We start from the raw sequence: 26,242 nt of genomic DNA, 5'->3' as shown, positions 1-26,242 counted from the left end.
AGCTGAATAAACAATTTTGATATTAATAAGTTATAGTTATTACGTCTTAACATCTATGGTTAACTAAAATCTCTTGATAAAATCATTTTGTTTTATGCCTGTAAAAATAAAATTACTTACAAATTTATAGTAGCAGAAACTAATATAGTTAGAAAGGTAAAATTTCTTAATCAAAAACTAATATTTTCTATCTGAGGCCTGTATTGGCTAAAAGGAATTCTTAATAAACTATTTTATACATTAAGTATCAATAGGGAAATTAAAAATTCAAGTCTCTTACAATTCCATGTAAACATACATCAAGTATAATGAAGATTTTACTTTAGTAAACTAACTAAAATCTTATCTATTATTATTTTCAATAACTACTGTATCTATATTTAGAAGAAATATATTATATTTATTTCTTTCTATTTCTTAGAACTAATCCTATAATAATTCCTGCTAATATGATAATTATTATTATAATTAAATAGAAGACTGGAAACATAGAAGTTCTTGTGATTGATATTTTACTACTTGAAACTATAATTGTACTAGACATAACTCTTATTTTAACTATACTTAATTTAATTATTTGTGACTGATTTAAATTTATACTACCATTATTAGGCTCAGCAGAATATCCTGAAGGGACATTAACCTTATATTTATAAATTCCAGGCAATAAATTAAACGAAATTTCATCAGAATTAGTAAATCTCGTACTTCCATTTATTGTCACGCTCCAATTATAACCTTGTGGCAAACCACTTTCAACAAAAGTTAAATTAAGTTTTTGACCTATTACTGTTACATAATGAGAAGCCTTATTTAATACATATATAAATTCGTTCATTGGATTATAAATAATAATAACTGGAAATTCTATAGATGAAATATTACTTATCTCTCTTGTTCCTGATATAACAGTTACTGAATTCGAGCCATAGTTAGATACAAACACATCTCCATTAATTGGATCATAAGTCATTCCTGCGGGTTCTTCTCCAACCTTTATGTTTATTACTGATGTTCCATTAATTATACTAACAGAATTAGAAAGAAAATCAAGAACATATATATAATTATTAACAGGATCATAGAGAATATCGTCAGGACCTTCTTCTACACTTAAATTATCTATTACCTTCGTTCCGTTAATAACTGTAACAGAATTAGATCCAAAATCTGAAACATAGAGTAAATTATTATGAGAATCAAAAGTTATGCTATCAGGATATTCTCCAACTTTTATACTAGCTATTACTGATGTTCCATTAATTACTGAAATAGAATTTGAACCATCATTAACAACATAAACATATCCATTAGCATAAATAGAATCTATTGGAAGACTACCTACACTTATATTAGCTATCTCTCTTGTTCTTGATATAACAGTTACCGAGTTTGATTCATAGTTTGAAATGTAAACGTATCTATCAATTGGATCATAAGTTATCGAGTCTGGATTTATTCCTACATTTAACGTTGCTATTACTGATGTTCCATTAATTATACTCACTGAGTCTGAAATATAATTTGCAACATATATTAATCCATTAGCGTAGCCAATAACTCCAGGATAATCTCCTACTGTTACGTTGGCTATTACTGACATTCCAGAAATTACTGAGACAGAATTCGATCCAGCAGTTGTAACATACAAATATTCATTGGACGGATCATAAGTTGCATCTATTGGAAAATCTCCTACACTTATATTACCTGTTATTTCAAATTTAGCATTAGATTCATGCTGATAAGATTGAAATATTGGAAAAATAATAAAGAAAAATAAAAATAATAGCAAAAACATTCTCACATAATCCTTATGGATATTCCCATATCTCATAATAATTATAATAAATCGGGTGTTTTATTCATACATTATAAAGTAACACGTATTAGCAGAAAGATGTTACACATAAACTTTCTTATCCTTAACAAAAAAGGATAGATAGAAGAAGCTAAGTCAGCATACTTGAAAAACTTATTAAATTACAGATATCGATCAATATGCTTAAAATCTTAATTCTAAAAAGGTGCTCTAACTCTATAACTTAAAAAACTCACTTTAGACCAGAAAAGCAAACACTTATTTTAGTAAGTTTTTACTAAAAATTAACGTAAATTTCTAATAACCTCTGTAAATAAATTTATTTTTCTTGCATGTGGAAACTAAGCCAGTCGATGTTAATAAATAACATTTCATGAAGATAAGCGTACTAAATTGTACTTACTATGGAGACATTTTCATTTTTACAGTATAAAAATTTTTCAAACGCTATCTAACTATATATACCTATTATTATATTCTTTTTAACTCTCTTCATTAAATATATGGTAAGTTTAAAGTTAATACGATTGATAAAAGTTATTTTTTAGTGTAAGCAAAGCTAAATAAGGTGTTATGTAATCACAATTCAAAAAGAAGTACTATTAAATAGAGCTCTAGATGTTATAGAAAAAGCCAATGACAAGAACATTATTCTAAGATTAATAGGAGGAGCAGCGATAGCGTACTTATCACCTAAAGGCTCACAATTATTTCCTAGAAATTATAAAGATGCAGATTATTTCGGATTATCAAGTCAAAGAAAAGAAATTATTTCATTGCTAGAAAACTTAGGTATGGAAGCTAATAAACGATTTAACGCTTTACATGGTTACAACAGATTAATGTTCTATGATCCCGTTCTTGAGTCTACTATTGATATTTTCTTGGACGAATTTATGATGTGTCATAAGTTAGTCTTAAAAGATAGACTTAAATTGTATTATCCTACAATTCCTCCATCAGACTTGTTTTTGACAAAAATGCAAATAATCAATTTAACAGAAAATGATAAGAAAGATATAGCAGCATTACTTTATGACTTTGAAATTGGAGAAAAAGATGATCAAAAAGTGATGAACGCAAACTATATAGCAGATATACTTTCGCAAGATTGGGGATTTTATAAGACATATACAATAAATCATGATAGGATCATAGAATTTTTAAAAGATAATCAGAATTCTAATCAAATAATTCCTAAATTGAATAAGATAAGAGAGATAGTAGAGAAACATCCTAAATCAATGAAATGGAAGATGAGAGCTAAAGTTGGAGAGAAAGTAAAATGGTATGAAGAACCAGAAGAAGTAAACACTAACTTTAAAGAAAATTCATAGTATATTACTTATCAGAAAATTAACATAATAAATTAATCTTTAATTTTAGATCTTAAATCAAATATTCAAAAATTAGTCAACATGGATTTATTACTGCTAAAGCTTCTGTATTTTTATTCTATTTAACGAGATTACATTGTAAGTTTCATGATGTTAGATGTTCAGAATCATTAGAAGAACTGTATATAAAATTCCTCTTATTTCTCAAATTGTTAACTACTTAAATTAAAACATTTATAATCAAACAAGAGTTAAAGTCTATTATCTCATTTTAAGAATATATTGATGATAAAAATTGAATTATGTGCGGGAGATGGGACTTGAACCCACGCAGGCCTTCGCCAGTAGGGCCTAAGCCTACCCCCTTTGGCCTAGCTCGGGCACTCCCGCATATTTTAATTATTTTCTTTTGCTTAAAAAACTTAGTCTTAAATTAATCCTTAACTGTCTCTAAGATGGAAACTACGTTCCAAATATTAATTCTAGTGTGTGTTGGCATATTTGGATCTTGGCTTATATCTTCCAGAATTCCTATTGCGTTTGCAGCTCTAACTCCTGCACTTAATCTTTGATCTTGCAAATTTCTAATTGCGTCTGTAGCTGCTCTTCTTATGTTTCTTGGCACGCTAGTATCATTTACTATCTTTTGCAAAAGGATTACTGCTTGTTTTATTTTTGCTTCATTATCGTATAGGGTAGCCATTTTTGGTCACCAGATATACTTTATTAGTCCTATACATTAAATTATTTTGAGTATAAAATGGCTGATGATTCCATTAAAAAGGCAGCTGAGTTACTCAGGCAAGGGGCTACTATGCTTAGCGAATCATGTCCAATCTGTAATTCTCCGCTTTTTAAATTAAAATCAGGAGATATAGTATGTCCAGTTCATGGTAAGGTTTACTTAGTTAAATCTGATGAGGAGGAAGCTAAAATAAAGAGAGAATTTAGTCTTGATTCAGTAGAAGGTATTTTGATTGATGGTATATTAGTAGTAGCTAAAAAAATAAAGGAGGATCCTATGGATAGTGAAAATATTATGCAGATGATAAAGTATCTAGATGCTTTAGAAAGGCTTAAGAGAATAACTTCTCAACGTTCATAATGGCTTCTTTTAACACTGTATTAAATTCTTTTGTTGCATCAATTATCTTAATATTTTTGTCTTCTTTTGCAAGTTCTAAGTAGTTATGTCTTACTTTTTCTAATAACTGAATTTTTTCTGAAAAGTTAAACTTGTCTGTTTTATTTATTCTTTTTATTGCAATTTCTGATGGGAGATCTAAGAGTATTGTTAGATCTGGTTTTGGGAAAAATGAGTTTACATTTATTATCCATTCTTTTTTTACTCCTAATGATGATTGATAGGCTATTGTAGAAAGGTAATATCTATCCATAATTACGATATCTGGATTGTTCTGTTTTATCCAATTTAAATGAATTGCTCTATCAGCGGAAAATAGGAGTGTAAGTGAGATTCCGTCTTTCCAACCTAGATTTTGGATTAGAGTAGTTATTTCTGACGTGAATGGCTCATAAGTTAGCAATATTTTTTTGTTTTTATATTTATTTTGTAGATACTTTTGTAATTCTTTTCCTATGCTGGATTTTCCGGATCCGTCTATTCCTTCTAGTGCAATCATTAGCATTTCTGAATCTTAATTTTCTTATCTTCAAAGTTGTCATTTAAGCTTATGTTACTTGGTATTATGCCGGTGAATTGGTCTACTGGAGTTGAAATAGTTATGTATTCGTCATTTATGTTTTTTATAAATCCTGCTCCTATTACTTTTCCGTGTAGGGTTAAGCCTAGTAGGAGGCCCTTTAAATCCTCTTTATAAATATAATATCCATAACAAGGTTCTTCTGGCGATATTTGTAGGGTTTCATTCCAGCTAAGTATTAGATTTTCTGCTATTCTTTTTCCAAATAATGCTTCATACTCAATTTTAAATTCTTTGCTATCTTTGAAATAGTTCACGTATTTAAGTTTTCTGTATAATATTCTTTTAATCCTATTTTTCTCTAAAAAAATTGGAGCTCGTTTAACGAGAATTATTTTTTTCTTTATATTTTCTGGAAAGAAATTTATTATTTTTTCATTGAATGTTATAATATAATCAGGATCTATACAGTATATTAATTCTAGTTTGTGTTGGAATGCTTTAAATCCTGTTATCCAACCGTCTGTATCTATTATTGTTATTTTTGATTTTATTTTCTCAAACATTTTTGTTGTTAGTTGTGCATGTAATCTAAAATTGGTTGATGGAGATATGCTTCCAAAAAATTCGAGATATGAATTGCTTGATGATATGAATGTAGGTAAAAAGTATGTTGATTGTCCAACATCTGCATCAATATTTACACTATTTACAAGGTTTTTGGCTATTGTTGAAAAATATGTTTTTCCTGAGTCTGTATCACCTAATAATAATATAGTGCCTTGCGTATTAGAAATATTAAGAATTAATTCTTCCCAGCCTAAATGTTGTATTTTATCTATAGGTTGGCAATTGGTTTGAATCTCTGAATCTTCAATGGGTACTATACTAAAATAGTCGTCTAAATTTATTTGATCTTCTATTTCTATTCCTTTGATTAATATTTTTCCTTTAATTTTACGTACATTGCAAGGTCCTTTAAAGATGTAATCATAGCCTTTTTGAATTAGCATATTGTTGACCTTAATGCTATGAGATAGGCAGCTCTTACATCTTTATCTTTTATGTTTGTATATGGATTTTTGCTACTTGTTTTGCTTTCATTTACTCTTTTTACCATTGGAAATTTTAAAACTAACATTTTATAAATTATTTCTCCATATTTATTTCCAGTGCCTATTCCTAAATATAGTCTTTTATGTGGATAAGTTGATATTATTTCATTAAGTTTATCTTCTATGTCATATATACTAAGATTTGTATTTTCAATTATTTTTCCGTCTCCTACTACAACTAGTGTAAGGTTAGGCGAGTTTGTGTCTATACCTATAAGGAGTTCATCGAATTCTTTTTTTCCATTTGAAAGACAGAGTATTTGGTTGATTGCTTTCTTTATGTCATCTTCATTTTGTATAAAAATATCTGCATTTTTATCGTAATCTGAGATTATAATATCCCCGTTATCTGAGGTAGTGGGGTGTAATCCAGCTTTTTTCATTTCTAATATGCTCTGTCTAAAAATTCTTGGGTTACTAAGTCTTAATGTTATTCTTTTTATACTCACAAAATATAATTATATAATAGTGGAATATAAATCTTGTAAGATCTCTGAATTTGTCTTCAAGAATGGTAATTTTGTATCAATCTATGGCCAAGCAGGTAGTGGAAAAACTATAGTAGCTCTTCAGTTGTTGGAAAATATTTATCCTTCGTTATATATCTCTACAGAGGGAAAAGAATATCAAGCTAGAGCATCTAGAATGTTGTTAACTGAGTCTTATTTTCTAGAAGTAAATAATGATGCAGATTTGATTCAGGCAATATTAAATGCTTCTAGATTAGAATTGAAATTGATTATAGTAGATACTATAAATATTTTCTATAGATTAGAAAGGAAAGAGAAAACACTAATAGTTCCTCTTATGCTATTGAAAGAGTTCTCTAAGTTGGGTAGAGTAGTAACTATCTGGCAGATGTCACTAAATAACAAAGTTAGCGGAGAAAAATTTATGAGATATTTTTCTGATGACATACTAAGGATGACAAAGAATTATATTATAGGAAATATGAGGGAATGCAAATTTAAAATTACAGAAAGAGGAGTTATTGGATGCTTAAAGAACTCTTGTTAGCTATAGTTATTTATTTACCTGCTTTTGTAGCTAATGGTTCTGCTCCATTTGTAAAAAGGGGGCATCCTATAGATTTTTACAGAAATTTTATAGATAAAAGAAGAATTTTCGGTGATGGAAAGACGTTTGAGGGGCTTGCATTAGCTTTGACTTTTGGTACTACTGTAGGCGTAATATTATCTAAATTCTTAGGATATGATTGGATATTGATTTCTTTTGTTGAATCCTTAATGGCTATGTTAGGAGATATGACTGGTGCTTTTATAAAGAGAAGACTTAATATTCCTAGAGGAGGTAGGGCCTTAGGTTTAGATCAGCTTGATTTTGTGCTGGGTTCAAGTTTGGCTTTATTTTTATTAGGTGTGAGGGTTAATGTTATTCAGTTTATTTTTATTATTGTTATAGCTTTTGTTCTGCATACTTTCACGAATAATGTGGCATATCGATTAAAAATAAAAAGTGTGCCATGGTAATTTAATATATGGCAAATCCAAGGAAAGTTTACACTGAGGTATTGAATAATTATGTAACAATAATATTGGTTGTTTTATTGATAATGGGAATAATGGGAGTGTTAGCTATACCGTATTATGTTTCTCCTATTACTTATTCTAATGGAGGCTCTCCTAGTGGTGTTGGATATTTAATTTTAGGAATAATTTTGGTTACAATGATAATATCTAGTGTAGTTCTGTTGGAGAGAGATAGTAAAGAATTTGGAGGTGCGTTATTAGTATTTAGTCTTATAATTTTAACAATTATAGTTTGGGAATTATATGGACTAGGAGATGTGTCTAATATATTTAGGATCTAACTCTTTGTAGTTAAAAATATTTATTCGTTTTTTACTTTTACTCCTTATGGATCCAATTAAAATCAAATTATCAAGTGGAAAAGAAGTAGAAATAAATAATGAAAATGTAAGGATACTTAATAGATATGTTAGAACTCAACTTACATTAGAAGATTTAGCCACGCAATTAGGTTTATCAGGATGGGAAGAAGCTTATGAGCTTATAAATCAACTCCCTACTTGGATAATGTGGTATCCAGATAGTATATACAAAAGAAGTGTCTGATTATACTTTTTTATAGCATTCTGGTTTCGCTTCGTATACTAAACCGCTTTTTTTCATGTCTGCAATTATTTTTTCTGTATTAGATTTTGGTATTCCTTCTCTTTCTGCTTCTTTAACTATATCTTTAATTTTTGCACACCCTTCAGAGCTTGCTAATGAATCTATTATTCCTATTAATTTTATCATTTTTTCTCTAGCGCTTTTTGGTTTACCTAGCATTATTGTATCTATATCTACAGTACCTGATTCCACGTCAATTCCTACTCTTTCTAAGAATATTCTCATTATATTTATTGCATCTTCTGCATCTTCTTTTGTAACTTCAGTTCTTAGTGACATTCTTGCATATGCTTCTGAAACTCTAATCAAAGCTTCTAGCTGTCTTGGTGTAATGAGTATTGGTGAGTTAGGATTATCCGAACTTTTTTTCCTCATTTCTACGTAGAAGTCAGCTAGAAGTTTTTTTGCTTCTTGGCTTAATTTAGGATAAATATATTTTCTAGAATACGCTATATACTTTTTTAATAAATCTACAGATATATATTCTTTCATATTCTTTTCTGAGTGCATATTTAGTATGTGTGAGGCTAGTTTTTCATCCTCATTACCTGGTTTATCTATTAATATGAAGATAAGATCAAATCTTGACAGAATAGTAGGAGGTAAGTCTATATTCTCTGATACTCCTCTTTCTTCAATATATCTACCAAATTTGGGATTTCCAGCAGCTATTATAGTTGCTCTTGCATTTAACTTTGCTACTATTCCTGCTTTGGCTATTGATACTGTTTGTTGTTCCATTGCTTCATGAATTGCTACTCTATCTTCTTCTCTCATCTTATCTATTTCATCAATTACTGCTATTCCACCATCAGCAAGAACTAATGCTCCAGCTTCTAAATAATAATCTCCTGAGTTTTTCTCTCTAACAACAGCTGCTGTTAAACCTGCGGCAGTGGCTCCTTTACCTGTAGTATAAACTGATCTTGGAGCTACTCTAGATGCAAACTGTAGTATTTGTGATTTTGCTGTACCAGGATCTCCAATTATAAGAATATGGATGTCTCCTCTTATTCTAGTTCCATCTTGCATTACTCTTGGTACTCCTCCAAATAGTGCTAATGCTATAGATTCTTTTATTTCCCAGTGGTCGAAAATTGTTGGTGCTATTGATGAGATAATTTTTTGCTTTATCCAAGGATCTTTAGAAAGTTCCTCTATTTTTTTCTTGTCTTCATCAGTTATTTCTACCTCATCTAATACTTTTTGAGATACTTCTATGCTTAAGGCTTTCATATACATATCAAATACTGATCTACTACCTCTTTTTACTAAGGAGTCTTGTTTTATAACAAGTATTCCAGTTATTTTTACTCTGTCTCCAGGTCTTGCTGTATCAACTAAATCATCTTCTAGAACTACTTCTAGTTGTCTGGGTAATTGTCCTGGTGGTACCTCTTCTGGTCTTTCTTGTAATATTACTTTCTGCCAATCTATTAATTTTGTTTTTTCTGGTATGATTTCAAATTGACCTGGTTTTCCACATCTTGGACAAATTACTGGCATTTTTATTAATTCGTCCATTTCTCCTTCTTCTGGCCAGTAAAATTCTTGATTGCAATCTGGATGTACATGTTTAAATACTGCTTTATATACTCTTTCTTTTACTGGTGTTTGTTTAGTTAGTATTCCTTCTACAGAAATTAATTTATTTATATCACTACTTCTAATTTTTCGTAATTCTATAACTCTTGGTATATTAATTAATCTTACATTTACTCTTTCTATTTCGCTAGAGTAAGTTGGGTCAATTTCTTCAATTATTTTTAGTAATTTATCATCAAGAATCTGTAATGTATATATGGGATTTGCAATTATTTCTGAAGCAATTTTCTCATTAAAAGAATATAAATCACTAAAATCAACTATAAGACTCTTTTTTCTATATGCGATCATTTCATTTATTTGATTAAGATATTTATAGTTATTATTTTCTTTAAAGTTTTTTACAAAATTTTCAAATTCTTCTGCAATGTCAAATTGAACTTCCAATCACATCACCATAAAATGAGGAAATTATTGATTTCAAACTTGCATATACTAAGTATTCTTCTTTAGTCATTTTATTTATAACTGTTTTGTCATCTATGTTAAGAAGAGCTAGCTGTATGATTTTTCTTAACCTTATATTACTTATTTCGTTAACTATTGAATTAATTTTCTTGATTGATTCTAATCCATCTATTCCTTGATTTTTTAGTTCATTACTTAATTTTTTAATTCTAAAGTACAAATCTGGATAAACTTTAACTAAGCTAGCTGGAGTGTTAATATTTTGTTTTTCTTGAAAAATTATTTTACCTAATTCTTCCAATGATATAGAATAAACTTTCACTTTATCTGATTTTTCTAGCTCACTAGCTATCCAAAGAGGTATCTCGTCTTCGCTTCCTTTATTTAATATTAATTCGGTAAATCCTAAGTCTAAAGGGCCTATATCATCATAAATTGCAACTTTTTTATTTTCTACTTGTTGTAGTCTATTTATAGCCCTTAACATTACTTTAAACATATAATTTAACTTAATGTGTAGAGTTAATAACGAATATGCAACCTAAACTAATTATTACCACGAAGCCAGGAAAAAGTAAGAAATGTAGATCAGAAATATTGAATAGGATATTATTAAAAGATGAAAATTGTAAATTAGAAGAGGTAATTCCTAATGTATATTTATTATATACTGGTTTATCTGCATTACAAGCTTATGGGCTTATAATTTCTGCACCTCCTTCGTGTATAGCTAGAATATTTATAATTAATCAGATACTAAGTGATATAAACACGATATATAATTCTGCTAAACAGTTATTGTTATCGAATAATGCTAAAAAATTTTATGTAGAATGTATAAATAGGAATTCTAAGAATATAGATTGCAGAAGTATAGAAATTGGAATAGGTCTAAGTGTAAAGGACTTAGTAAATGTGAATTATAAAGATCCAGATTATATATTATTTGTGAATATTATAAATAATGAATTTTATCTATCCTTAATGAAGAAGGGTGAAGAAAAAGTTTCGGTTAGGTCTCTCTAATAAAATATAAAGTATTACTGCTAAATTATCGTATGAGTGAAAGTTATGTCTTACCCTGACGATATAATAGCCAATAGCTTAAACTCGCCATCTGTCTTTAAGGACAGTTATAAGCTTAATCCAGATTATATTCCAGAAAAATTACCTCATAGAGATAGCAAATTATCAGAATTAACAATAGCCTTTAGAGATATAGTAGCTGATCCCGGAAAAACTTCTGTGAGAGTTGTGATTACAGGGAGAACAGGAACTGGTAAAACTGTAACATCAATGGTTTTTGGTGATAGGTTTTCTAAAATAATAAGAGAAAAAGGAATAAAATTACAGTATATACACGTTAATTGTCATAAGCAAAGAACATTATATTTAATTACGCAAGATATTGCTGAACAATTAAAATTATCAATACCACCTAGAGGATTATCATCTCAAGAAGTATTCAAAATAATTCATGATTATTTAGATCGAAGAAACATGCATATTATAATAACTCTTGACGAATTCGATTATTTCTTAACTACATCTAGTATGGAGGATATATACTTTTTAGTAAGATTATATGATGAACTTGCTGTAACACTAAAAAGAATTTCCTATTTATTTATTGTTAGAGATATCTCTATAATATCTACATTAGACAAGACAATAAAAGACCATATAGCAAGGAATATAATTGAATTTTCTCCATATACTTCAGACGAACTTTACGATATATTACAAGATAGAGTAAAAATAGCATTTCAAAAAAATGCAGTAACAGATGATGCAGTAAGATTCATAGCTGACACTAATGGATTTGATAAAGGAGGAAGTGGTAATGCAAGATTATCTATAGAAACTTTAGAACTTTCCGGAAAAATAGCAGATAGCGAAAGATCTCCAATAGTTACATTGCAACATGCTAAAGAAGCCAATTCAAGAATAAATCAAGAAGCTAGCTTGATTTTAGACGAATTAAAATACCTAGAATTGCATTCGCTATTATTAGTTAAGGCAGTAATAAATTTAGTAAAAAAAGAGAATAGAGAATCTTTCCCAATAGGTAAAGTTGAAGAGGAATATACTAAAGTCTGTGATCTCTTTAGAGAAGAACCAAGAAGGCATACTCAAGTTTACGAATATATGAGAAGACTAAAACTTATGGGTATATTTAATACTATGCAGAGTGGGAAAGGAATGAGAGGAAGAACTACATTAATATCACTAACATTTCCTGTAAGTCAAGAGCTTGATGATTATATTACAAAATTAATTGGGGCGCTAAAAAATTCAAAGCAGGAATGATTTTATAAGGCTTAAAATTCTTTATGCATTAATCAAATATGGAGATTTATCTATTTCTAACTTATCTAAAAAATCAAGAGTTAAATTTTATGTATTAAAGCGAGAATTACAATTTTTGTCCGATAAAGGATATATAGAAATCTTATCTGGGAAAAGAAATAAAGTTATTAGACTAAATTACGCTAATCAAAAAATTCTTATCTTAAAAAATCTACTAGAAGAATTAGAAGAGCTTTGACAGAAGTAAAAATGATAGATATAAGTAATAAAGAAACCGTAGTTAGAACAGCAATAGCTGAAGGTTTCATAAAACTAAAAAAAGAAACTATAGAAAGAATAAAAAACGGGCAAGTTGAAAAAGGTGATGTTATTTCAGTAGCTAAAGTAGCTGGAATACTTGCAGCTAAAAAGACTTCTGAGCTATTACCAATGTGCCATCCAATTCCATTAGAGTTAATAAATGTAGATTTAAAGATTGAAGAATCAGGAATAAAAATAACATCTGAAATTAAAGCACATTATAAGACAGGTGTTGAAATGGAAGCATTAACTGCGGTAAGCGTAGCTTTACTTACTGTTTGGGATATGGTTAAAAAATATGAGAAAGATGAAAATGGGCAATATCCAGAGACAGAAATTCAAAATATAAAGGTAATTAAAAAAACTAAGTCTTTTTCCTAGAATACCTTTTTCTTGTATTAGATCCAGTTGATGAATAACTCCTCTTATAGTAAGTTTTATTTGTTTTGAGCTCTTCATTTTCACTTTTGTTGCTTTCTCCAGTCAAAGTATTAAGGAATTCTACTTCATTAGGAGATAGATCCAAGTACTTAGCTATTTCATCCTTATATTTTCTGTAAAATATTAAAAATTCAGGATACACATCATTAAGTACCTTATCTTGAGAAGAATGAATATTTGCAGCTATTTTTTCTATTATTTTATCCCTAGTATCTCTATTACTTTTAGATTTGAATAACATTTGAATAGTTTGAGGAAATTGATATTTTCTCCATTTGGCTTTCCAGTTAGTGCTCTGTTTTTCTTTCTCTGCCATTGCTACTCCTGGACCCATTAAGTCAAAAGTATAGCTTAAGAAGTCCCAACTAACTGTTTTTGCTCTGCTTAAAAATAAAGATGCTCTTGATAGTGCATCATATGCTCTGTATACATCTTCAAAATTATCGTATTGTATAGGAATATTTTCTGAGAACCATCTCATAAGTAATTCATAATCTACTTGTGAGCTAGTCACGGCATTCTTTGCTTGCCAAACGTATTTTGCCCAAAATACATTTCTTACAGTTTCAAAAGGATCTAATTCAGTATCTTTTCTTCTAGCGAACTCTTTAACATACTCTGCAGTTACTTTCCTAAATCCTTCAGCAGTAGCTTCTAACAAGTTTATGGCATATCTAGAATCTCCATCAGATACGTTTATTATTTCATCAATTCCGTCATCAGTACATTGCAATTTTTCTGCTTTACATATATTTTGCAAAATTCTCCTAAGGGCATATTTTCCTAATTTTTTGACCTCTATCATTTTAACGGCATTTCTTAATTCTCTTAAAGAAGGATCCCAAGGATCATTAGCTGCCATAAGGACTGGATATTTGGATTCCCTTATTAATTCTAAGATAGCCGGAATTGCACCCATATCTTCTCTAGAGTTTATCCCATCTACTTCATCAAGGAAAATTAACTTTCCTTTAATTCCGAAGAGACTACCTGATATAGCAGCTTTTTCTGCTATATTTTTTATAGCTGTAATATTTCTAGCATCGCTAGCATTCATTTCCATTAATTCAAGATTAAAATCGTGAGCTAGCGCTTGAGCTATAGTAGTTTTTCCAGACCCGGGTGGACCATAAAGTAATACTGCTTTATTTTCCGGTTTACCGGATAGCCATGAGCTTATCCATTTTTTCAACTCTTCTTTTACATCATCTTGATTTTCCACTTCAACTAAAGTTTTAGGTCTATATTTTATAATCCAAGGTAACGTCATTTCGAAGTAACTCCAATATATTTGTTTCCATATATTGCTAATCTAGATAATAATGCAGATAATTGTATTTCGTCATCAGCTCCTTCTACGATTCTATACTCAACTTCACCTAGGTAATCCATTAAGAGTACTCTTAGTTCTTCAGGTACGTCCAAATCATTTGATGTAATTTCTCTATGAATTTGTTTTACTATATCCTCCCCGGAAAGCCCATAAGTAACTATAAGTCCTCTTAATTTTTCTCTTGCATCTAAGAACTTTCCAGAAAGTGCTAATTTTACCATTTCTCTTACCTCTTTAGGTTGAGCAAGCCCAAGCACTTTAAATACAGCATCTACAGTAACTTTACCAAAAGCAGAAGAAGCCTGCAATATGTTTATGGATTTTCTCATATCTCCCATTGTCGTATCATATATGGTTTCTAATGCCTTCTCATCATACTCTAATTTTTCTTTTTCGGCTATGTATTTTAAACGTCCTATTACATCATCCTTTTTCAACGGATAAAATCTAAATAGAGCGGTTCTAGATTGTAGTGGATCTATAATTTTACTTAAGTAATTACAAGCAAGAATAAACCTAGTAGATTCAGTGTATAATTCCATTGTTCTTCTTAATGCTTGTTGAGCATCTGCTGTCATGTTATCTGCTTCGTCAAGTAAAATAACCTTAAATGGGACTGATGATGATACCATTGTACGAGCAAATTCTTTTACCTTATTTCTTATTACATCAATACCTCTTTCATCACTAGCATTTAATTCAAGGAAAAATTGATCAAAGGAATCTCCATATAAATCGTGAACTAGCGCCAAAGCTGCTGTTGTTTTTCCAGTACCGGGAGGTCCAGCAAATAGTAAGTGAGGCATATTTTTTTCTTTTACAAATCTTTTTAATCTTTCTACAATGTCTTTTTGATTAACTATCTCATCTAAACTTCTAGGTCTATATTTTTCAGCCCAAAGTATTTCTTCTTCCATCGTGTCATTATTTTATAGCATAAATTTAAAAAAGGTTTACATTCTTTTGTACTTTCCCATAATGCTCCCAGAAGAAATAATATGGCCTTGCATCAATTCTTTTAATTCGTCAGCAGTAATTTTGTGTTTTGAGTTAATCTCTGTATCTAAAGCATATACGTTAAAATAATATCTATGGAAACCATGAGATCTTGGAGGGCATGGGCCATTATATCCAACTCTATCGAAGTCATTTAAGCCTTGAACTCCATATTTTGTATTTTCCTTTTTTTCAATATTTTCAGGTAAACTATTTTGTTTTATATTATATATAACCCAATGTATAAACGTACCTGATGGAGCATCTGGATCTTCTACAATTATGGCATAACTTCTTGCATTATCTATTTTATCCCACTCTAATGGTGGAGATATATCTTCACCATCACACGTATACTTCTTAGGTATTACCTCTTCTTCTTTAAAAACACTTTTTATTTGCATTTTAGGTACCTTTTCTTAGATATACTTCTTTTTCTACATGGCCTGTAGCAGTTATCTTACTTACTATAACTCCAGTACCAGTAAATGAATCTCTTTTTATTGCAGATAATACTGCCCTAGCTGCTATATCCATAGCTTCATCAGCAGTTAAGTCGTCTCTGTAATTATCTTCTAGTACACCCATAGCGACAGGAGAACCAGATCCTGTAGCAACGTATTTCTCTTCTGTAGCATCTCCTAAGTAGTCTAAGTTATATAATCTTGGAGCAGTATCGTATCCACCCATTAATATTTGAACTATATAAGGGAAGTATTTGGACGTAGAAAGGATATTAGCTAGTAACGTAGCTAGACCTTTAACAGTAGTAGGGCCACTACCAGAAATTAGGTTGTAATGATATGTATTTTTTAAATAATAATAAATAAACTGAAGATCTGCTACACTTCCGGCTGTCGTTATACCTATATTATCGGTAATATAAAGTAACTTTCTTACCATTTTATTTGCTACAAAAAATCCTTCTGATGCTCTTCTATCTGCCGCTAATACGACACCATCTTTTGCTACTAATCCTACTGTGGTAGTACCTTTAAGGTATTTAATTTTCTTTTCAGCTTCCATGCTTAACATTAATTCTTATAAATATTTGAATCTTGCTTTTTATTAGCTATTTTTCTTTAAATAAATTTATGAAGATCTTAGTTAACGGCATATTACCATTTGATTCAGGAAAAACTACTTTTTCACTTTTCTTGCTTAGAGAGTTAAAAAATTTAGGAATAAATATTAGACCAATAAAACCTGTTGCAGGACATAATGCATGGTATAGTTATATGACATTAGTAAGAAGCCATGATTTAGGTATATTAGTAGGTAATGATGCGTTAAAATATTACGAGGAAACTCATCTTGATATAAGGCAAATAAATCCCTTTGCAGCTCTGTTTTCTCCAGTAGATTTAGAAAAGATCCAGTATAATATAAATTATTATAATAATATAATGTCATTAGGGCTTCCATTACTTATTAGAATATCTTGTAATAATGATGAATATTATGGTATAAATTTTAGAAATCTAGTTCCTAATTCCTTATGTAATTCGTTCAGTCAACTCTACAAAGATTTTCGTCCAACTATAGTTGATATAAGGGATATAAGGGAATTAATAAATAAATCGTGGGAAATAGTAGATTCATGCAGCATATTGAAAAATATAAATAACATAACAGAAGATCATATACTAATAGAATCGTATAATGATGCTGCAACTCCTACCGAACTATCAAAAAATGTAGATATAGTTTTTACTATTTCTCCAGGTAAAGCATTTATAATAGATGGAAAGGAATTTAGAAAAATACTAGAGTTTCTATTACAGCCTCCTTGGATAATAAAAATGTCTGAAGTAATTAAGTATGCTAAGATAGAAAAGAGCTTTGATTTAGAAGTAATAACATCAAAAAATGAAAAAATTATAGATTATCTAATTCATGATTTATAGTTTTGTCCAATATGTTTAAGAATATCTACTACAATACCCATACCTTTTTGTACATCAGGATCTCTTAAAGCTGATAATAATCCTCCTAATCCTACCGGTTTTACTTTTTCAACTTTTATAGCTTCTCCAATAGAATTTATTAATTGCGTATAATATTTGAAGTTAGTTAAATCCATTTTACCTAAATCTGACATTATTTGGTTCCAATTAGTTAGCAAATTCATAGTAAAATCGTTTACTAATCCTCCAACAATTTTACCTAAAGTCTCTTCGTCCTTTAGAATACCTATAATAGGATCGAGAATACCAGATTTGTTTAGATCTTTTACAAGGCCTAACATAGTCTTTAATGAATTCATAGTATCTTGATCTGCTAAAAATGTTAATATTCCCATCATATTATTCCAATTTCCTAATAGTTCCAATGTATTATCATTAACTATAGCGCCCATAATTTTTCCCATATATTCATCGTCGCTTATCATTCCACTTACAACATCAATTATTCCCATTTTATCTAGTTTTTCTAGTAAATCTAATACATGATTTAGTGACATTAATTTGTCTGGCGTTAAAAGATTATCAAGCGCTGACAATTCAAGGTCTGACATAAAAAATCACCAGCTTGCTAGGAATTTCTCTAGAGCCATATCTCCTTTAGTCCACATGAAGTATTTAGTGAATAACTCCTTCTTTAAGTGATTTACAGCTGCTGGTTCTGCTACGCTAACGCTTCCTCCATACCATGTATCGTCTTTTACTGATACTGCAAATCCTTCATATGGATTATCAGCTACGCATACTATAGTTGGGTAGTATTTATCTATTTTAGTTGGAACTCCTAATCTATTAGCTAAATGTTGAGATGCTATTCTTCCAGTCATAACAGCTAAATATCCTAATTTTGGTATAGTAATAGAATTAGAATCTCCTACTGCATATACGTTATCGTATTTTATTGAAACCATGTTTAAGTCAGTTGGTATGAATCCTCCATCGTCAACTAAGTCTGGTGTAGAATTCTTTAAAGCTGGATTTCCAGTATAAGGTGGTAATACTATAGTTAAATCTGAAGGTATTGTATTTCCTTTTTCATCTACAATCTCATGTTCTTTGATTTCTTTTATCCTAAAGTTATGTATTAATTTTATTCCTAAACTTCCATATATTTGACCTACTGCTTTTCTTGACATTGGGGATAAATCTGATAAGTACTCACCAGGAGAGAATACAGTTACTTTTACCTTGTCTAGCATTCCTTTCTTCAAGAAGTATCCGTGAAGCATTAATGACATTTCAAATACTGGTCCTTCACAAGCTGAATCCGCATTTGGTATAAAGTTTTCTGGAACTTTGGGCTTTGGATTATGTCCTTGATAGAATGGTCCAGAACCTATAGCTATGTTACCTCCTTTGAATTCAGTTAATTTATCCCTTAATTTTGTAGCAAACTCTGGTTCGCAAACGCTATAGCCGTATTGGTCCCATCCTTTCATTAATTCCGTAGCTAAATGCGCTCCTATTCCTACCATCACATAGTCGTATTCTTCTTCAACTGTAGAACCATCGGGTTTTGTATATACTACTTGATTGTTTTTAGCATCTATTTTAGTTACAGTGCCTTGTTGGAATTGTATTCCTTTGCTTGGTAAAGCTTCACTAAGATCAATTTTTAATTCATCTACATCTCTAACTCCTATAGCTACATGTGGTAAAGCAGGTCTAAAATATGTAAATCTATTGTTATTTATTACTTTTACATCTGCTTTACTTCCTACTAATCTTTTAAGAGTATATGCTGCAGTTAAAGCTCCGAATCTTCCTCCTAAAACTAATACTTTGGGCATATTCGATCTATAAACAATGTGTAATGACTAATTATAAATTTTTATTAAAAAATGTTTATACTTTATTCATCTTAGTTAATTTTGCTATATATATGTTTTTTATTATAGAATCTTCAAAAACTTTATAGCTTTTTAATTATATAATTCTAGTATGGAACCACAAGAAAAGTTCGTTGAAATAAACGGAGCAAAGATACATTACCTAGAACTAGGAAATGGAAGACTTGTTGTTCTTCATCATGGTGCTAGATTTAATGCATATACTTGGAATGAAGTTGGAACAATTTCAAGTATAGCAGAAGCTGGATATCAAGCAATTTCGATAGATTTTCCAGGTTATGGTAAATCATCATCCGGAAGATTTAATTCATTATCAGATTTTATAGGAGATTTTATAGATACATTAAAATTACAAAAGCCAATATTACTAGGAGCTTCAATGGGTGGAGAAGCAGTTTTAGAATACGCTGTAGATCATGCTGATAAAATCGGTGGTTTAATCTTAGTAGGAGCAGTGGGTGTTAGTTCTTTTGAATCTAAGTTACATAATCTAGATGGATTACCAGTTCTATTAATATGGGGTAAGCATGATTCAGTATCTCCAAAACATAATGCCGAATTATTATTAAAATATGTAAAGACTGCAAAATACGTAAATATAGGAAATCAACATGCTTGCTATTTAGATGATCCTAACGGATTTAATGCTCAAATTAAAGATTTTCTGAAGGGCTTATAATGGAGGAGGAATTAAAAAATAAGTTACGAGAAGTATTAAAAGATAGGCGATACTTAGAAGTCTTACAACATCTAAGAAAAGCTAATATAGACTATGGAAAATCGATAATGCTTAATACAAAAATTCCTATAGATGAAGTCGTAGATATTCTAGATAAATTAGAAACTCTTGGACTTATTGAGAGAGTTCATGGTGCCACTTTGAAGAATACTGAAGCTAAATTCAAATTAAGCTCAGAAGTTCATAAACATCACACTTATTATCGATTAACTAGGGAAGGTGATCATTTATTACGCTACTTAGATGAAAAAGAAATAATAAAAGGATACATTGATCTAGTAAAAAATGACGATCTAGCTAAGGATATCTTAAAATTAGCTGAAGAATTAAATGCTGATCATGCACTAACATATTCTAAACTAACCCATAAAAAATTAGAGGAAGTAACGCCAAAATTAGAAGAATTGGAAAAAATGGGTTTACTTGAAGAAGCAAAATCAAAGATAATTAAGTTTGGAGACAGAAAATCAAAACCAAAAAAAGAGACTAGAACGCATCATAAGTATTATGGTCTTTCAAGAATAGGAGAACTTGTAGTAAGAGAAATGAAAAGAAAAGGAATAATACCAAAATAAATTATAGATTTTGTTTAATTTTATCATATAATTGATTAATTATCTTTTCTATCGAATTTTCCTCGAATATATTTTGATTCTCGTTAACGACAATTGAGATTACATTATTTATTTTTCTTCTCAAAATAAGTTCAATCATTTCTTTTCTTCTTTTATGAGTTATTTCTTCAAATTTTCCAGATTTAATAAGATATTCCTTATGCATTTTTAGCTCATTAATAAGATCTTCTATACCTTGTTTTTTTAACGCACTAACTTTAATCACCGAGGGCTTCCATCCGTTCCATTCGCCATTATCTATAGCAAATTTTATAGCATCATAAAGTACTTCTGCATCTGGTAAATCCGCTTTATTTATTACATAAATATCTCCTATTTCCATAATGCCTGCTTTTAAAGCTTGAATTTCATCCCCGGTACCTGGAACATTAACTACGATAACGCTATGAACGCTAGATACTACTTCTGTATCTGTTTGTCCTGCTCCTACAGTTTCTACAATTATCGGATCAAATCCTAATCCATCCATTGCTTCAATTAACATTATCGCTTCTGATGAAAATCCACCTAAATGGCCTCTAGATGCTAAGCTTCTTATAAATACATTATTTAAATTTGTTTTATCCTGCATTCTTATTCTATTTCCCATAAAAGATCCCATTGAAATTGGACTAGAAGGATCAATCATGATTACTCCTACCTTATTTCCAGACTTTGTATATTCTTCAATTAATGACGAAATTAATGTACTTTTCCCAGCGCCTGGAATACCAGTAATTCCAATAGTATACGCTTTACCTGAATTTTTACTTAGTTCATCTAAATATTTTAATCCCTCTTCGCTCATATATTCTATCTTAGTCAAAACTCTCGAAATAGATAATTCATCGCCATTTAATGCTTTTATAAGAAGATTATCCACTTTTTATACCTCTTTTAATTTCGGCAACCTTTTTTATCTTTTCAACAACCTCTTTTAAGCTAGAGCCAGGTAAAAATACATCATCTACACCCATTGCTTTTAATTTAGGAATATCTTGAGGTGGTATAACTCCACCTACTACTAAGCCTACATCAGTAATACCTTTTTCTTTCATCATATTAACCAAAGGAGGAATTAGTTCAAGATGTGCTCCACTTAATATGCTTACCCCAATTACATCGGCATCTTCTTGAATTGCAGTTCTAACAACTTGAGACGGAGTTTGTCGTAGTCCAGTGTATACTACTTCCATTCCTGCATCTTTTAAAGCTCTTGCGATAACTTTAGCTCCTCTATCGTGCCCGTCTAATCCCAACTTTGCAACTATAACCTTAATTCTTTTTTCCATATACTTCTCAATAGTTTATTGGGTTTAAAATGTTTAAATTTTTCTTCATTATTTGATCCCGCTATTAGAGCAAAATACAAAGAAATATATTAGACTAAAATTTGGGCAAATATTTTTAATGCCAACACTTTACTTCAAACATATGTTTGAAGTATGGTATATTAGTATAACTTTGGCTGTTTTATCTGTAATATTTTCTGCATTCATAAATTATGAAATTATAAGACTTAGAAATGAATTTACAAGCAAACTTACATCTATATTAGTAACTATTTCAGCACTTTTACTTATTAGTAGTATTTTAGATTTATCATCATTTATTATGTGGAGCTCAAATAAAAATCCAATATACGTTTATCCATCACTTTTAATAGGCTTATTTACAACTTTGACAATTATCTTACTTTACTATTTTGTTAAGCAATAAGATCCTTATACTTCTTCAATATATCATTAATAAATATTGCGGAAGCTATACTTACTATTATAATTCCAAAGATTTCTCCATCTATAGGCCTATCAAGTATTAAAAAAGTTATCATTAAAATTAAAGAAGAAACGAAAAAGGAGGCCCAAAATACAGAAATTGGTATAACATGATTGTATAATCTTATAAATTCCGAAAGAACTACTTTTTCTACTATATAGCCTTCATTAGTTTCTTTTACTAGTCCTTCTTCTTCAAGCTTTCTTATGTGATAATATACTAATGATACTGAACTTAAATTAAGGTCTTTTTGTATTTTTTTAATATTAACTGGTGATTTTTGCTTTAACAAGTAATAATATATCTTCTTCCTTGTTGAATTGCTAGATACTCTTTCCATCCTTAATACTATTGATTTGCTTTAAAATAAAACTTACTAGTATACAAATGTATACTAATTGCGAATAATTATATATTTGGGTTATATAAAAATGATTTTGTGAATAGTATATTAGTGATGATTATTTTAGGGCTTATCATAACTTTAGCCATAGCATTAACCATATTGATAACTATGCCAGTGAACTTTAATATAAAGAGTAATATTAATTCATCTAAAGCTATTTTTTACCAGAAAAACTTTAGCGAACTAAATATGAACTTCAATTCTGATATGAATGTAAGATATTATTATCCAGCTATTTATAATTATAATATTATGTATTCTTATGCTTATATAGATGAATCTCCTCAAAACTATAGTGTTAATAATTTTAAGATAATTCCAGATCCTATTATAATTAATAGTACTCAACACAATATACAAATTAATATAGTAGTATGCTATTCTAATATTACAAATTTATCAATACCTCAATCTCCATGGTATTTTACAATAGTATCCATAAATGAAAAAATTACAGGAAATAATATATTTTTTTCGTTTGAACTACGATTACATCATGAGATTCCAAATTCTACTTTGATAATTCCGGTAGAATATAATAATGAAGAAGAATACTTGATTATAATTATAAGATGACTAATTTATATTATATATAATTTTCTAATTCTGTTTTAACGATTAAAAGATAAAAATCTAATAACTTTCAGTCGGGGATACTTATTTCATTCTATCAAACTTCATCGAGCTCATCACAAATTCAATTCCTTAAGAGTATAATAAATAGTGGAATCTGCAGTTATATTTTCTTCTAAAGGCTTTCTTACTGGTCCAACGTCTAAACCTCTGTATCTAAGTGCTATCTTTATTCCACTAGGATAATCTGACAAAGAAGTAGCATCTACTAACTTATCCAACATTTGTTGGTATTTTAACGCATCAGCAATTTTCCCTTCTTTTACATTCTTATAGAGTTGTGAAACAATTTCTGGAGCAAAATTTCCTATTCCAGAAACTATACCATCAATTCCATATAAGAACGATATCAGTGCAAATTTATCATTTCCAGCATAAACATTTATGTTCTTATTTACTTCCTTTAATGACTTAAAATAGTTTATTAGAGATTCAAAATCAGAAGTTGTGTATTTGATTCCTTGTATTATATCTTCTTCAGCTAGTTTCCTTAGAATATCTAAGGGAATATTATATCCAACTGTGGATGGAATATTATATACGTACAGATCTACTCCAAATTTTGATAAGGCAGTATAATATTGTATTATTCCCTTTTCGTCTGTTTTGTGATAAAGTGGTGGAATTGAAAATATTCCATCTGCACCTAGATCTATATAATATTTAGCTAACTTGCTAGAGTTGTATGTTGAGTTTTCATTTATACCTAGCAAAACTTTACCTTTTGCAATATCCATAACCTTTTTTGCTACTTGCATTTTTTCTTCAATATTTAACATATTGAATTCTCCAGTGGTTCCTAGAACCCAAAATCCATCTGCACCTCTAGTTAGGTCGAAGTTAATTAAAGTTGTAAGAGCATCCAAATTAAGTTCTTCCTTATTATTGAATGGTGTAACTAATGCTACTAGTATTCCTTTCATGTATAGTCTTATACTCATTTGCAATTTAAATTAAACTCTACCTAAGTGGATATTTTTATAGTTATATTTATTAGATTTTTATCTATAAATTATACTAAAAAGTTACTTAAAACTAAAATGTAAATAATGGTAGGTTAATAATACATAGAGCAAAATTTAGGGAAAGCTTATATTTTCTTTAGGAGAATATTAAATTACATGAAGTACTCACATAGGGAACTAGAATACTTGCTAGTAATAAAGAAATATAATAAAAATGGAGATCCAGCAAAGCTTTCTAATGTAGCTAAGGAAGTTAAAGTGGCTCCTGCAAGTGCATTTGAAGAGATCGAACATCTTAACAAGAAAGGTCTTATAAAAAAAGATAAGAGCGATATCTGGATTACTGAGGAAGGCAATAATTATATTTTAAAAGCTATAAGAGCGCACAGGGTAATTGAGTCTTTTTTAGTTAAACTAGGTATGAGTAAAGAAGAGGCATGCGAATATTCAAAGCAATTTGATCTTATGGTTCCAGAAGAGATTATAGATAAATTATATGTTTTTCTAGGCAAACCAACTAATTGTCCTCATGGAGAAGACATACCATAAGCTATTTTTCACAAACGAAACTTTTTAAAGTATAAAGTAAAGAGAATAAATTTATGATAACAATAGTAATTACCCCAATAGAGTACATATTAGCATTAATATCTGGAGTAGCAGTAGGATTTAGCTTAGGATTAATAGGTGGAGGAGGATCAATATTAGCTGTTCCATTACTTCTATATTTTGTAGGTTTAGCAACAGTTCCAGCTCAATATGCTAGTAATCCTACACTAGCTCATGAGTACGTAGGTTACGTTGATCATGTAGCTTTAGGTACTACAGCACTAGCAGTTGGATTAAACGCATATATCAATAGTTATATGCATTTTAAAAAAGGTAATGTCAGGGTTAAGGAAGGAATATTATTTAGTATACCTGGTGTAGTAGGAGCATTAATAGGAGCATATATAAGTCATATAACGCCTGGACAATCTTTACTATTTTTCTTCGGAATATTAATGATAGCAGTAGCACTTCTTATGCTAAGACCACAAATGGAAAAAGCACCAAGTAATAGAAGTTTAACTACTATAACAACAGCAAGTGGATCTTCAATGAATTTATCAAAGAAGTTTAATTTATCTGATGTATCAGTAAAGAAAATAATACCGGCAGGCCTTATTGTAGGATTTGCTTCAGGTTATTTTGGAATTGGAGGAGGATTTCTGATAGTGCCAGGATTACTATTCAGTACGGGATTATGTATGATTAAAGCAGTAGGTACATCATTAATTTCTGTAGGAACTTTTGGAATTACATCAGCAGCAGAATATGCAGTATATGGATATGTACTACCTTTGATAAGTATAACTTATTTAGTAGGAGGTATAGCTGGTGGATATTTAGGTTCAAGTATAGCTTCTAGAATGCCTAGAGGAATGCTTAGAAAAATATTTGCAGTTATCATTATAATAACAGCTATATATATAATGATAGAGAACGTGAAAGGATTATTTCTGCTCATTCATTAAGTCATTATAAGATATATCAATTTTTTTGGAAAGCAGATCTATACATTCATCTACGCTATTTTTTATTGTATTGTAATCTTCAGTCTTTATCCCTTTTTCTAGATTTTCAATACAACTATGTAAATCCTTATCATTTTTAAATCTTCTAATAAATTCTTGAGTTTCAGAAGATATCCATTTGAAAATTGCCTTATCTTTTCTTTCTTCTATGTGCATCTTAACTTTTTCTAGGGCAGTTCTAGCCAAAATCATATCTTGCATTTCTATATACTTCTTTGAAAAAGACAT

General features: G+C 29.6%; 34 protein-coding genes and 1 tRNA gene. 16 read left to right on the top strand and 19 right to left on the bottom strand.

Features of this window, described 5'->3' with window-relative positions; genetic code table 11:
* Positions 1-400 precede the first annotated feature (400 nt).
* Positions 401-1,837, bottom strand: coding sequence for a YncE family protein (locus tag B6F84_RS06350; RefSeq protein WP_148691470.1), 1,437 nt, complete (start codon positions 1,835-1,837; stop codon positions 401-403).
* Positions 1,838-2,400: 563 nt separating this feature from the next.
* On the opposite strand from B6F84_RS06350, the gene B6F84_RS06345 reads away from it, so the two are divergent.
* A complete protein-coding gene (locus B6F84_RS06345) occupies positions 2,401-3,159 on the top strand; it encodes a hypothetical protein (protein ID WP_148691469.1) in 759 nt (252 codons plus the stop codon).
* A gap of 305 nt (positions 3,160-3,464) precedes the next feature.
* On the opposite strand, the gene B6F84_RS06340 is transcribed toward B6F84_RS06345, so the two are convergent.
* Positions 3,465-3,549: transfer RNA gene (locus tag B6F84_RS06340), tRNA-Leu, on the bottom strand.
* A gap of 43 nt (positions 3,550-3,592) precedes the next feature.
* Entirely contained in the window at positions 3,593-3,862 is a 270-nt protein-coding gene (locus B6F84_RS06335) for a stationary phase-response protein (RefSeq protein WP_148691468.1), read from the bottom strand.
* Positions 3,863-3,919: 57 nt separating this feature from the next.
* On the opposite strand from B6F84_RS06335, the gene B6F84_RS06330 reads away from it, so the two are divergent.
* Entirely contained in the window at positions 3,920-4,264 is a 345-nt protein-coding gene (locus B6F84_RS06330) for an Sjogren's syndrome/scleroderma autoantigen 1 family protein (protein ID WP_148691467.1), read from the top strand.
* Here the strand turns inward: B6F84_RS06330 and tmk are convergent.
* The 3 genes from tmk to B6F84_RS06315 are packed head-to-tail and all read right to left on the bottom strand — an operon-like array spanning position 4,236 to position 6,387.
* Positions 4,236-4,808, bottom strand: a complete 573-nt coding sequence (tmk, locus tag B6F84_RS06325; RefSeq protein ID WP_148691466.1) for a dTMP kinase — start codon at positions 4,806-4,808, stop codon at positions 4,236-4,238. The genes B6F84_RS06330 and tmk overlap by 29 nt on opposite strands.
* On the bottom strand, positions 4,802-5,836 hold the full coding sequence (locus tag B6F84_RS06320; RefSeq protein ID WP_148691465.1) for a Clp1/GlmU family protein: 1,035 nt from the start codon (positions 5,834-5,836) through the stop codon (positions 4,802-4,804). The genes tmk and B6F84_RS06320 overlap by 7 nt, the downstream gene beginning before the upstream one ends.
* Positions 5,830-6,387 carry a hypothetical protein gene (locus tag B6F84_RS06315; protein ID WP_236748909.1) on the bottom strand — a complete coding sequence of 186 codons (558 nt, stop codon included), beginning with the start codon at positions 6,385-6,387 and terminating at the stop codon, positions 5,830-5,832. The genes B6F84_RS06320 and B6F84_RS06315 overlap by 7 nt, the downstream gene beginning before the upstream one ends.
* A gap of 19 nt (positions 6,388-6,406) precedes the next feature.
* On the opposite strand from B6F84_RS06315, the gene B6F84_RS06310 reads away from it, so the two are divergent.
* The 4 genes from B6F84_RS06310 to B6F84_RS06295 are packed head-to-tail and all read left to right on the top strand — an operon-like array spanning position 6,407 to position 8,034.
* Complete coding sequence (locus B6F84_RS06310) at positions 6,407-6,955, top strand: AAA family ATPase (protein WP_148691464.1); 549 nt, start codon at positions 6,407-6,409, stop codon at positions 6,953-6,955.
* Positions 6,934-7,428, top strand: coding sequence for a CDP-2,3-bis-(O-geranylgeranyl)-sn-glycerol synthase (locus B6F84_RS06305; protein ID WP_148691463.1), 495 nt, complete (start codon positions 6,934-6,936; stop codon positions 7,426-7,428). Before B6F84_RS06310 ends, B6F84_RS06305 begins: the two co-directional genes overlap by 22 nt.
* An 8-nt stretch (positions 7,429-7,436) precedes the next feature.
* The gene (locus B6F84_RS06300; protein ID WP_148691462.1) at positions 7,437-7,769 is read left to right on the top strand and encodes a hypothetical protein; all 333 of its coding nucleotides are present in this window, start codon (positions 7,437-7,439) and stop codon (positions 7,767-7,769) included.
* Between the two features lie 46 nt (positions 7,770-7,815).
* Positions 7,816-8,034, top strand: coding sequence for a hypothetical protein (locus B6F84_RS06295; RefSeq protein WP_148691461.1), 219 nt, complete (start codon positions 7,816-7,818; stop codon positions 8,032-8,034).
* Here B6F84_RS06295 and mcm read toward each other — a convergent pair whose 3' ends face one another.
* Positions 8,035-10,086: a minichromosome maintenance protein MCM gene (mcm, locus tag B6F84_RS06290; protein WP_148691460.1), complete on the bottom strand. Its 2,052-nt coding sequence runs from the start codon at positions 10,084-10,086 to the stop codon at positions 8,035-8,037.
* Entirely contained in the window at positions 10,070-10,606 is a 537-nt protein-coding gene (gene gins23, locus B6F84_RS06285; RefSeq protein WP_148691459.1) for a DNA replication protein Gins23, read from the bottom strand. The genes mcm and gins23 overlap by 17 nt, the downstream gene beginning before the upstream one ends.
* Positions 10,607-10,641: 35 nt before the next feature.
* Here gins23 and B6F84_RS06280 point away from each other — a divergent pair, with 35 nt between their 5' ends.
* From B6F84_RS06280 to moaC, 3 genes are all read left to right on the top strand, one after another.
* Positions 10,642-11,133 (top strand): THUMP domain-containing protein, encoded by a 492-nt coding sequence (locus B6F84_RS06280; RefSeq protein WP_148691458.1) that lies wholly within the window; start codon positions 10,642-10,644, stop codon positions 11,131-11,133.
* Between the two features lie 45 nt (positions 11,134-11,178).
* Complete coding sequence (locus B6F84_RS06275) at positions 11,179-12,417, top strand: ORC1-type DNA replication protein (RefSeq protein ID WP_148691457.1); 1,239 nt, start codon at positions 11,179-11,181, stop codon at positions 12,415-12,417.
* 249 nt (positions 12,418-12,666) lie between these two features.
* Positions 12,667-13,098: a cyclic pyranopterin monophosphate synthase MoaC gene (moaC, locus tag B6F84_RS06270; RefSeq protein ID WP_148692853.1), complete on the top strand. Its 432-nt coding sequence runs from the start codon at positions 12,667-12,669 to the stop codon at positions 13,096-13,098.
* On the opposite strand, the gene B6F84_RS06265 is transcribed toward moaC, so the two are convergent.
* The 4 genes from B6F84_RS06265 to psmB are packed head-to-tail and all read right to left on the bottom strand — an operon-like array spanning position 13,082 to position 16,513.
* Positions 13,082-14,428: a replication factor C large subunit gene (locus tag B6F84_RS06265; RefSeq protein WP_148691456.1), complete on the bottom strand. Its 1,347-nt coding sequence runs from the start codon at positions 14,426-14,428 to the stop codon at positions 13,082-13,084. The two genes, moaC and B6F84_RS06265, sit on opposite strands and share 17 nt — an antisense overlap.
* Positions 14,425-15,408: a replication factor C small subunit gene (locus B6F84_RS06260; RefSeq protein ID WP_148691455.1), complete on the bottom strand. Its 984-nt coding sequence runs from the start codon at positions 15,406-15,408 to the stop codon at positions 14,425-14,427. The genes B6F84_RS06265 and B6F84_RS06260 overlap by 4 nt, the downstream gene beginning before the upstream one ends.
* 36 nt (positions 15,409-15,444) lie before the next feature.
* Positions 15,445-15,891: a YbhB/YbcL family Raf kinase inhibitor-like protein gene (locus B6F84_RS06255; RefSeq protein ID WP_148691454.1), complete on the bottom strand. Its 447-nt coding sequence runs from the start codon at positions 15,889-15,891 to the stop codon at positions 15,445-15,447.
* A 1-nt stretch (position 15,892) separates the two neighbouring features.
* Complete coding sequence (gene psmB / locus B6F84_RS06250; RefSeq protein ID WP_148691453.1) at positions 15,893-16,513, bottom strand: archaeal proteasome endopeptidase complex subunit beta; 621 nt, start codon at positions 16,511-16,513, stop codon at positions 15,893-15,895.
* Positions 16,514-16,581: 68 nt separating this feature from the next.
* Here psmB and B6F84_RS06245 point away from each other — a divergent pair, with 68 nt between their 5' ends.
* Positions 16,582-17,394 carry an ATPase gene (locus B6F84_RS06245; RefSeq protein WP_148691452.1) on the top strand — a complete coding sequence of 271 codons (813 nt, stop codon included), beginning with the start codon at positions 16,582-16,584 and terminating at the stop codon, positions 17,392-17,394.
* On the opposite strand, the gene B6F84_RS06240 is transcribed toward B6F84_RS06245, so the two are convergent.
* A complete protein-coding gene (locus B6F84_RS06240; protein WP_148691451.1) occupies positions 17,382-18,005 on the bottom strand; it encodes a helical membrane plugin domain-containing protein in 624 nt (207 codons plus the stop codon). The genes B6F84_RS06245 and B6F84_RS06240 overlap by 13 nt on opposite strands.
* 6 nt (positions 18,006-18,011) lie before the next feature.
* Positions 18,012-19,241 (bottom strand): NAD(P)/FAD-dependent oxidoreductase, encoded by a 1,230-nt coding sequence (locus B6F84_RS06235; protein WP_148691450.1) that lies wholly within the window; start codon positions 19,239-19,241, stop codon positions 18,012-18,014.
* A 151-nt stretch (positions 19,242-19,392) separates the two neighbouring features.
* Between B6F84_RS06235 and B6F84_RS06230 the strand changes: the two genes are divergently transcribed.
* Positions 19,393-19,980: an alpha/beta fold hydrolase gene (locus B6F84_RS06230; RefSeq protein ID WP_148691449.1), complete on the top strand. Its 588-nt coding sequence runs from the start codon at positions 19,393-19,395 to the stop codon at positions 19,978-19,980.
* Complete coding sequence (locus B6F84_RS06225; RefSeq protein ID WP_148691448.1) at positions 19,980-20,615, top strand: DUF2250 domain-containing protein; 636 nt, start codon at positions 19,980-19,982, stop codon at positions 20,613-20,615. The genes B6F84_RS06230 and B6F84_RS06225 overlap by 1 nt, the downstream gene beginning before the upstream one ends.
* Before the next feature lies 1 nt (position 20,616).
* On the opposite strand, the gene meaB is transcribed toward B6F84_RS06225, so the two are convergent.
* Complete coding sequence (gene meaB, locus B6F84_RS06220; protein WP_148691447.1) at positions 20,617-21,537, bottom strand: methylmalonyl Co-A mutase-associated GTPase MeaB; 921 nt, start codon at positions 21,535-21,537, stop codon at positions 20,617-20,619.
* Positions 21,530-21,946 (bottom strand): cobalamin B12-binding domain-containing protein, encoded by a 417-nt coding sequence (locus B6F84_RS06215; RefSeq protein WP_148691446.1) that lies wholly within the window; start codon positions 21,944-21,946, stop codon positions 21,530-21,532. Before B6F84_RS06215 ends, meaB begins: the two co-directional genes overlap by 8 nt.
* Before the next feature lie 142 nt (positions 21,947-22,088).
* Between B6F84_RS06215 and B6F84_RS06210 the strand changes: the two genes are divergently transcribed.
* Positions 22,089-22,373 carry a hypothetical protein gene (locus tag B6F84_RS06210; protein WP_148691445.1) on the top strand — a complete coding sequence of 95 codons (285 nt, stop codon included), beginning with the start codon at positions 22,089-22,091 and terminating at the stop codon, positions 22,371-22,373.
* On the opposite strand, the gene B6F84_RS06205 is transcribed toward B6F84_RS06210, so the two are convergent.
* Positions 22,363-22,773, bottom strand: coding sequence for an ArsR/SmtB family transcription factor (locus B6F84_RS06205; RefSeq protein ID WP_148691444.1), 411 nt, complete (start codon positions 22,771-22,773; stop codon positions 22,363-22,365). The genes B6F84_RS06210 and B6F84_RS06205 overlap by 11 nt on opposite strands.
* A 99-nt stretch (positions 22,774-22,872) precedes the next feature.
* On the opposite strand from B6F84_RS06205, the gene B6F84_RS06200 reads away from it, so the two are divergent.
* Complete coding sequence (locus tag B6F84_RS06200; RefSeq protein ID WP_148691443.1) at positions 22,873-23,415, top strand: hypothetical protein; 543 nt, start codon at positions 22,873-22,875, stop codon at positions 23,413-23,415.
* Between the two features lie 113 nt (positions 23,416-23,528).
* On the opposite strand, the gene B6F84_RS06195 is transcribed toward B6F84_RS06200, so the two are convergent.
* Positions 23,529-24,413, bottom strand: a complete 885-nt coding sequence (locus B6F84_RS06195; protein WP_236749099.1) for a dihydrodipicolinate synthase family protein — start codon at positions 24,411-24,413, stop codon at positions 23,529-23,531.
* 180 nt (positions 24,414-24,593) lie between these two features.
* Between B6F84_RS06195 and B6F84_RS06190 the strand changes: the two genes are divergently transcribed.
* Both B6F84_RS06190 and B6F84_RS06185 read left to right on the top strand, forming a co-directional pair.
* Positions 24,594-24,986: a metal-dependent transcriptional regulator gene (locus B6F84_RS06190; RefSeq protein WP_148691441.1), complete on the top strand. Its 393-nt coding sequence runs from the start codon at positions 24,594-24,596 to the stop codon at positions 24,984-24,986.
* Positions 24,987-25,039: 53 nt separating this feature from the next.
* The gene (locus tag B6F84_RS06185) at positions 25,040-25,954 is read left to right on the top strand and encodes a sulfite exporter TauE/SafE family protein (protein WP_148691440.1); all 915 of its coding nucleotides are present in this window, start codon (positions 25,040-25,042) and stop codon (positions 25,952-25,954) included.
* Here B6F84_RS06185 and B6F84_RS06180 read toward each other — a convergent pair.
* A complete protein-coding gene (locus tag B6F84_RS06180; protein ID WP_148691439.1) occupies positions 25,934-26,242 on the bottom strand; it encodes a hypothetical protein in 309 nt (102 codons plus the stop codon). The two genes, B6F84_RS06185 and B6F84_RS06180, sit on opposite strands and share 21 nt — an antisense overlap.

Source organism: Acidianus manzaensis, assembly GCF_002116695.1.
GTDB lineage: Archaea > Thermoproteota > Thermoprotei_A > Sulfolobales > Sulfolobaceae > Acidianus > Acidianus manzaensis.
Note: the sequence above shows the minus strand (reverse complement) of the source record. Positions and strands in the feature narration are given on the sequence as shown.

Excerpts from the sequence above, each read along its gene's own strand:
- tmk (WP_148691466.1), bottom strand. The coding sequence starts at position 4,808 with ATGCTAATGATTGCACTAGAAGGAATAGACGGATCCGGAAAATCCAGC.
- B6F84_RS06255 (WP_148691454.1), bottom strand. The coding sequence starts at position 15,891 with ATGCAAATAAAAAGTGTTTTTAAAGAAGAAGAGGTAATACCTAAGAAG.
- psmB (WP_148691453.1), bottom strand. The coding sequence starts at position 16,513 with ATGGAAGCTGAAAAGAAAATTAAATACCTTAAAGGTACTACCACAGTA.
- B6F84_RS06240 (WP_148691451.1), bottom strand. The coding sequence starts at position 18,005 with ATGTCAGACCTTGAATTGTCAGCGCTTGATAATCTTTTAACGCCAGAC.
- B6F84_RS06305 (WP_148691463.1), top strand. The coding sequence starts at position 6,934 with ATGCTTAAAGAACTCTTGTTAGCTATAGTTATTTATTTACCTGCTTTT.
- B6F84_RS06265 (WP_148691456.1), bottom strand. The coding sequence starts at position 14,428 with ATGACGTTACCTTGGATTATAAAATATAGACCTAAAACTTTAGTTGAA.
- B6F84_RS06215 (WP_148691446.1), bottom strand. The coding sequence starts at position 21,946 with ATGGAAAAAAGAATTAAGGTTATAGTTGCAAAGTTGGGATTAGACGGG.
- gins23 (WP_148691459.1), bottom strand. The coding sequence starts at position 10,606 with ATGTTTAAAGTAATGTTAAGGGCTATAAATAGACTACAACAAGTAGAA.
- B6F84_RS06295 (WP_148691461.1), top strand. The coding sequence starts at position 7,816 with ATGGATCCAATTAAAATCAAATTATCAAGTGGAAAAGAAGTAGAAATA.
- B6F84_RS06185 (WP_148691440.1), top strand. The coding sequence starts at position 25,040 with ATGATAACAATAGTAATTACCCCAATAGAGTACATATTAGCATTAATA.
- B6F84_RS06320 (WP_148691465.1), bottom strand. The coding sequence starts at position 5,836 with ATGCTAATTCAAAAAGGCTATGATTACATCTTTAAAGGACCTTGCAAT.
- B6F84_RS06210 (WP_148691445.1), top strand. The coding sequence starts at position 22,089 with ATGTTTGAAGTATGGTATATTAGTATAACTTTGGCTGTTTTATCTGTA.
- moaC (WP_148692853.1), top strand. The coding sequence starts at position 12,667 with ATGATAGATATAAGTAATAAAGAAACCGTAGTTAGAACAGCAATAGCT.
- B6F84_RS06300 (WP_148691462.1), top strand. The coding sequence starts at position 7,437 with ATGGCAAATCCAAGGAAAGTTTACACTGAGGTATTGAATAATTATGTA.
- B6F84_RS06350 (WP_148691470.1), bottom strand. The coding sequence starts at position 1,837 with ATGAGATATGGGAATATCCATAAGGATTATGTGAGAATGTTTTTGCTA.
- B6F84_RS06280 (WP_148691458.1), top strand. The coding sequence starts at position 10,642 with ATGCAACCTAAACTAATTATTACCACGAAGCCAGGAAAAAGTAAGAAA.
- B6F84_RS06245 (WP_148691452.1), top strand. The coding sequence starts at position 16,582 with ATGAAGATCTTAGTTAACGGCATATTACCATTTGATTCAGGAAAAACT.
- B6F84_RS06235 (WP_148691450.1), bottom strand. The coding sequence starts at position 19,241 with ATGCCCAAAGTATTAGTTTTAGGAGGAAGATTCGGAGCTTTAACTGCA.
- B6F84_RS06335 (WP_148691468.1), bottom strand. The coding sequence starts at position 3,862 with ATGGCTACCCTATACGATAATGAAGCAAAAATAAAACAAGCAGTAATC.
- B6F84_RS06230 (WP_148691449.1), top strand. The coding sequence starts at position 19,393 with ATGGAACCACAAGAAAAGTTCGTTGAAATAAACGGAGCAAAGATACAT.
- B6F84_RS06190 (WP_148691441.1), top strand. The coding sequence starts at position 24,594 with ATGAAGTACTCACATAGGGAACTAGAATACTTGCTAGTAATAAAGAAA.
- B6F84_RS06275 (WP_148691457.1), top strand. The coding sequence starts at position 11,179 with ATGTCTTACCCTGACGATATAATAGCCAATAGCTTAAACTCGCCATCT.
- B6F84_RS06195 (WP_236749099.1), bottom strand. The coding sequence starts at position 24,413 with ATGAGTATAAGACTATACATGAAAGGAATACTAGTAGCATTAGTTACA.
- B6F84_RS06180 (WP_148691439.1), bottom strand. The coding sequence starts at position 26,242 with ATGTCTTTTTCAAAGAAGTATATAGAAATGCAAGATATGATTTTGGCT.
- B6F84_RS06330 (WP_148691467.1), top strand. The coding sequence starts at position 3,920 with ATGGCTGATGATTCCATTAAAAAGGCAGCTGAGTTACTCAGGCAAGGG.
- B6F84_RS06260 (WP_148691455.1), bottom strand. The coding sequence starts at position 15,408 with ATGGAAGAAGAAATACTTTGGGCTGAAAAATATAGACCTAGAAGTTTA.
- B6F84_RS06225 (WP_148691448.1), top strand. The coding sequence starts at position 19,980 with ATGGAGGAGGAATTAAAAAATAAGTTACGAGAAGTATTAAAAGATAGG.
- B6F84_RS06205 (WP_148691444.1), bottom strand. The coding sequence starts at position 22,773 with ATGGAAAGAGTATCTAGCAATTCAACAAGGAAGAAGATATATTATTAC.